Annotated in this window: 2 tRNA genes and 2 rRNA genes; all 4 read right to left on the reverse strand. The window is 53.2% G+C overall.

The window, feature by feature from the left end:
- Positions 1-17 precede the first annotated feature (17 nt).
- The 4 genes from AC1DKD_RS38765 to AC1DKD_RS38780 all read right to left on the reverse strand — a co-directional run bounded on the left by AC1DKD_RS38765 (position 18) and on the right by AC1DKD_RS38780 (position 5,096).
- Positions 18-2,990: ribosomal RNA gene (locus AC1DKD_RS38765) — 23S ribosomal RNA — on the reverse strand.
- 314 nt (positions 2,991-3,304) lie between these two features.
- Positions 3,305-3,380, reverse strand: a tRNA-Ala gene (locus AC1DKD_RS38770).
- 46 nt (positions 3,381-3,426) lie between these two features.
- Positions 3,427-3,503 (reverse strand) — tRNA-Ile (locus tag AC1DKD_RS38775).
- 61 nt (positions 3,504-3,564) lie between these two features.
- Positions 3,565-5,096 (reverse strand): 16S ribosomal RNA (locus tag AC1DKD_RS38780).
- Together the 16S and 23S rRNA genes with 2 tRNA genes alongside form the textbook arrangement of a ribosomal RNA operon.
- Between the last annotated feature and the right edge of the window lie 209 nt (positions 5,097-5,305).

A 5,305-nucleotide genomic window follows, 5' to 3' on the forward strand; every position in this document is an offset into this window, starting at 1 on the left:
AGAAACACACTGGTTATAGGATCAAGCCTTACGGGCAATTAGTACTGGTTAGCTTAACGCATTACTGCGCTTCCACACCCAGCCTATCAACGTCCTGGTCTCGAACGACCCTTCAAGGAGCTCAAGGCTCCAGGGAATCCTCATCTTCAGGCGAGTTTCCCGCTTAGATGCTTTCAGCGGTTATCTCTTCCGTACATAGCTACCCTGCGATGCCTCTGGCGAGACAACAGGTACACCAGCGGTACGTCCACTCCGGTCCTCTCGTACTAGGAGCAGCCCCCGTCAAGATTCCAACGCCCACGGCAGATAGGGACCAAACTGTCTCACGACGTTTTAAACCCAGCTCACGTACCTCTTTAAATGGCGAACAGCCATACCCTTGGGACCGGCTACAGCCCCAGGATGAGATGAGCCGACATCGAGGTGCCAAACACCGCCGTCGATATGAACTCTTGGGCGGTATCAGCCTGTTATCCCCAGAGTACCTTTTATCCGTTGAGCGATGGCCCTTCCATTCAGAACCACCGGATCACTATGTCCTGCTTTCGCACCTGCTCGACTTGTCGGTCTCGCAGTTAAGCACGCTTTTGCCATTGCACTTTAGGTACGATGTCCGACCGTACCAAGCGTACCTTCGAACTCCTCCGTTACACTTTGGGAGGAGACCGCCCCAGTCAAACTGCCTACCATGCACTGTCCCCGACCCGGATTCACGGGCCAAGGTTAGAACCTCAAACAAACCAGGGTGGTATTTCAAGGACGGCTCCACGCAGACTAGCGTCCACGCTTCAAARCCTCCCACCTATCCTACACAGATCGGTTCAAAGTCCAATGCAAAGCTACAGTAAAGGTTCATGGGGTCTTTCCGTCTAGCCGCGGGGAGATTGCATCATCACAAACACTTCAACTTCGCTGAGTCTCGGGAGGAGACAGTGTGGCCATCGTTACGCCATTCGTGCAGGTCGGAACTTACCCGACAAGGAATTTCGCTACCTTAGGACCGTTATAGTTACGGCCGCCGTTTACCGGGACTTCAATCAAGAGCTTGCACCCCATCATTTAATCTTCCGGCACCGGGCAGGCGTCACACCCTATACGTCCACTTTCGTGTTTGCAGAGTGCTGTGTTTTTATTAAACAGTCGCAGCCACCATTTTATTGCAACCCCTTCACCCTCCTGGCGCAGGCCAGTCAAGCTACAAGGGCGTACCTTATCCCGAAGTTACGGTACCAATTTGCCGAGTTCCTTCTCCCGAGTTCTCTCAAGCGCCTTAGAATACTCATCTCGCCCACCTGTGTCGGTTTGCGGTACGGTCTCGTATGACTGAAGCTTAGAGGCTTTTCTTGGAACCACTTCCAATTGCTTCGCAGCTCTAGGCCGCTCGCCCCAYATCCTTGAATTCCGCGCCCGGATTTGCCTAAGCGCCTTCTCCAATACAGGGACCGGGACTTCCAACACCCGGACAACCTTCCGCGATCCGTCCCCCCATCGCATCATACGACGGTGCAGGAATATTAACCTGCTTCCCATCAGCTACGCATCTCTGCCTCGCCTTAGGGGCCGACTCACCCTACGCCGATGAACGTTGCGTAGGAAACCTTGGGCTTACGGCGAGGGGGCTTTTCACCCCCTTTATCGCTACTCATGTCAGCATTCGCACTTCTGATACCTCCAGCATCCTTTACAAGACACCTTCACAGGCTTACAGAACGCTCTCCTACCATGCGTGCACTCCTTTAAATCCACTCCACTTGCATCCCAACGACCATTGTTGGGCGCTTTGTCGATGCTGCGCATCGACAAGCAAGGTGCACTTAAAGGAATGCACGCATCCGCAGCTTCGGTGACTGGCTTAGCCCCGTTACATCTTCCGCGCAGGACGACTCGATCAGTGAGCTATTACGCTTTCTTTAAAGGATGGCTGCTTCTAAGCCAACCTCCTGACTGTTTTMGCCTTCCCACTTCGTTTCCCACTTAGCCAATCTTAGGGACCTTAGCTGGCGGTCTGGGTTGTTTCCCTCTTGACACCGGACGTTAGCACCCGATGTCTGTCTCCCGTGATTGCACTCTTCGGTATTCGGAGTTTGCTATGGCGGGGTAATCAGCAATAGACCCCCCAACCATGACAGTGCTCTACCCCCGAAGGTGAGACACGAGGCACTACCTAAATAGTTTTCGGAGAGAACCAGCTATTTCCAGACTTGTTTAGCCTTTCACCCCTATCCACAGCTCATCCCCTAACTTTTCAACGTTAGTGGGTTCGGTCCTCCAGTACGTGTTACCGCACCTTCAACCTGGCCATGGATAGATCGTCTGGTTTCGGGTCTACACCCAGCGACTGAACGCCCTRTTCGGACTCGCTTTCGCTACGCCTTCCCTAATCGGTTAAGCTTGCCACTGAATGTAAGTCGCTGACCCATTATACAAAAGGTACGCCGTCACCCGTTTCCAGGCTCCGACTGTTTGTATGCATGCGGTTTCAGGATCTATTTCACTCCCCTCCCGGGGTTCTTTTCGCCTTTCCCTCACGGTACTGGTTCACTATCGGTCGATCACGAGTATTTAGCCTTGGAGGATGGTCCCCCCATCTTCAGACAGGATTTCACGTGTCCCGCCCTACTTGTCGTACACCTAGTTCCACAACGCTGTTTTCGCATACAGGGCTATCACCTGCTATGGCCGGGCTTTCCATCCCGTTCTGCTAACAATGCTGCTAAAGAGTACAAGGCTCTTCCCATTTCGTTCGCCACTACTYTGGGAATCTCGGTTGATTTCTGTTCCTGCAGCTACTTAGATGTTTCAGTTCGCCGCGTTCGCTTCCCTGACCTATGTATTCAGTCAGGGATGACCCATTCRGGCCGGGTTTCCCCATTCGGACATCTCCGGATCAAAGCTTGTTTGCCAGCTCCCCGAAGCTTTTCGCAGGCTACCGCGTCCTTCATCGCCTGTGATCGCCAAGGCATCCACCACATGCACTTGTTCGCTTGACCCTATAACGAGTGTGTCTCAAACTTGCGTTCAAGCCGTGCTCGCTACAGGATGAGTTCTCGCATTTGTGCCGTATTCCAAGTCATCTTTCGATCACTTAAATACATTTTGGTTGATACAATCACAACCCGGTATCGTGTTGTACTWCAGCGTCTCATCAACGCTCACGACACCTTTACTACATCCCATATTKTTAAAGAACAGCCGTGCGAAACTTGGTCTCGCAACGTCTTGGCCAAGGCCAAAGGCAAACGCTCAATCCTAAGCGCTTGCCTTTGACGACCAATCCAAGGGGCACACCGAAGTGCGCGGTAAATGGTGGAGGATGACGGGATCGAACCGACGACCCCCTGCTTGCAAAGCAGGTGCTCTCCCAGCTGAGCTAATCCCCCATGTACTTCTGTCCGGAGGTTCAGCGTCGAACCACCATCCGTAACTTGGTGGGTCTGGTAGGACTTGAACCTACGACCCCCGCCTTATCAAGACGGTGCTCTAACCACCTGAGCTACAGACCCTTGGCTGTAACAGCAAACAAACCGATAAGTGTGAACGCTCGACTTAAGATGCACGCTCTTGAAAGGAGGTGATCCAGCCGCACCTTCCGATACGGCTACCTTGTTACGACTTCACCCCAGTCATGAACCCTGCCGTGGTAATCGCCCTCCTTGCGGTTAGGCTAACTACTTCTGGCAAAACCCACTCCCATGGTGTGACGGGCGGTGTGTACAAGACCCGGGAACGTATTCACCGCGGCATGCTGATCCGCGATTACTAGCGATTCCAGCTTCACGTAGTCGAGTTGCAGACTACGATCCGGACTACGATGCGTTTTCTGGGATTAGCTCCCCCTCGCGGGTTGGCAACCCTCTGTACGCACCATTGTATGACGTGTGAAGCCCTACCCATAAGGGCCATGAGGACTTGACGTCATCCCCACCTTCCTCCGGTTTGTCACCGGCAGTCTCTCTAGAGTGCTCTTGCGTAGCAACTAAAGACAAGGGTTGCGCTCGTTGCGGGACTTAACCCAACATCTCACGACACGAGCTGACGACAGCCATGCAGCACCTGTGTCCACTTTCCCTTTCGGGCACCTGATGCATCTCTGCTTCGTTAGTGGCATGTCAAGGGTAGGTAAGGTTTTTCGCGTTGCATCGAATTAATCCACATCATCCACCGCTTGTGCGGGTCCCCGTCAATTCCTTTGAGTTTTAATCTTGCGACCGTACTCCCCAGGCGGTCAACTTCACGCGTTAGCTACGTTACTGAAGAAATGAATCCCCAACAACTAGTTGACATCGTTTAGGGCGTGGACTACCAGGGTATCTAATCCTGTTTGCTCCCCACGCTTTCGTGCATGAGCGTCAGTGACGTCCCAGGGGGCTGCCTTCGCCATCGGTATTCCTCCACATCTCTACGCATTTCACTGCTACACGTGGAATTCTACCCCCCTCTGACATACTCTAGCCTTGCAGTCACAAGCGCCATTCCCAAGTTGAGCTCGGGGATTTCACGCCTGTCTTACAAAACCGCCTGCGCACGCTTTACGCCCAGTAATTCCGATTAACGCTCGCACCCTACGTATTACCGCGGCTGCTGGCACGTAGTTAGCCGGTGCTTATTCTTCCGGTACCGTCATCCCCCCGCTGTATTAGAGCAARGGATTTCTTTCCGGACAAAAGTGCTTTACAACCCGAAGGCCTTCTTCACACACGCGGCATTGCTGGATCAGGGTTGCCCCCATTGTCCAAAATTCCCCACTGCTGCCTCCCGTAGGAGTCTGGGCCGTGTCTCAGTCCCAGTGTGGCTGATCGTCCTCTCAGACCAGCTACTGATCGTCGCCTTGGTGGGCCTTTACCCCACCAACTAGCTAATCAGACATCGGCCGCTCCTATCGCGCGAGGCCTTRCGGTCCCCCGCTTTCACCCTCAGGTCGTATGCGGTATTAGCTAATCTTTCGACTAGTTATCCCCCACGACAGGGCACGTTCCGATGTATTACTCACCCGTTCGCCACTCGCCACCAGGATTGCTCCCGTGCTGCCGTTCGACTTGCATGTGTAAGGCATGCCGCCAGCGTTCAATCTGAGCCAGGATCAAACTCTTCAGTTTAATACCTGTGTGRTYCYKRMGRAYCTCGCTCTTTCGAGCGGTCGCTCACTCTCAGAAAACTGACTGGCTACATCCGYGATTTGCACCCCGGACATAACCAACATGTTTTACTGTGCGAGCACTTTATAACTTGTAAGCTAAAAGACCGAAGTCTTCCGCATCCGCTATCAAGCGCCCACACTTATCGGTTGTTTGTTTGTTAAAGAACT

The sequence above is a fragment of the Cupriavidus sp. 05T313 genome, assembly GCF_056396665.1.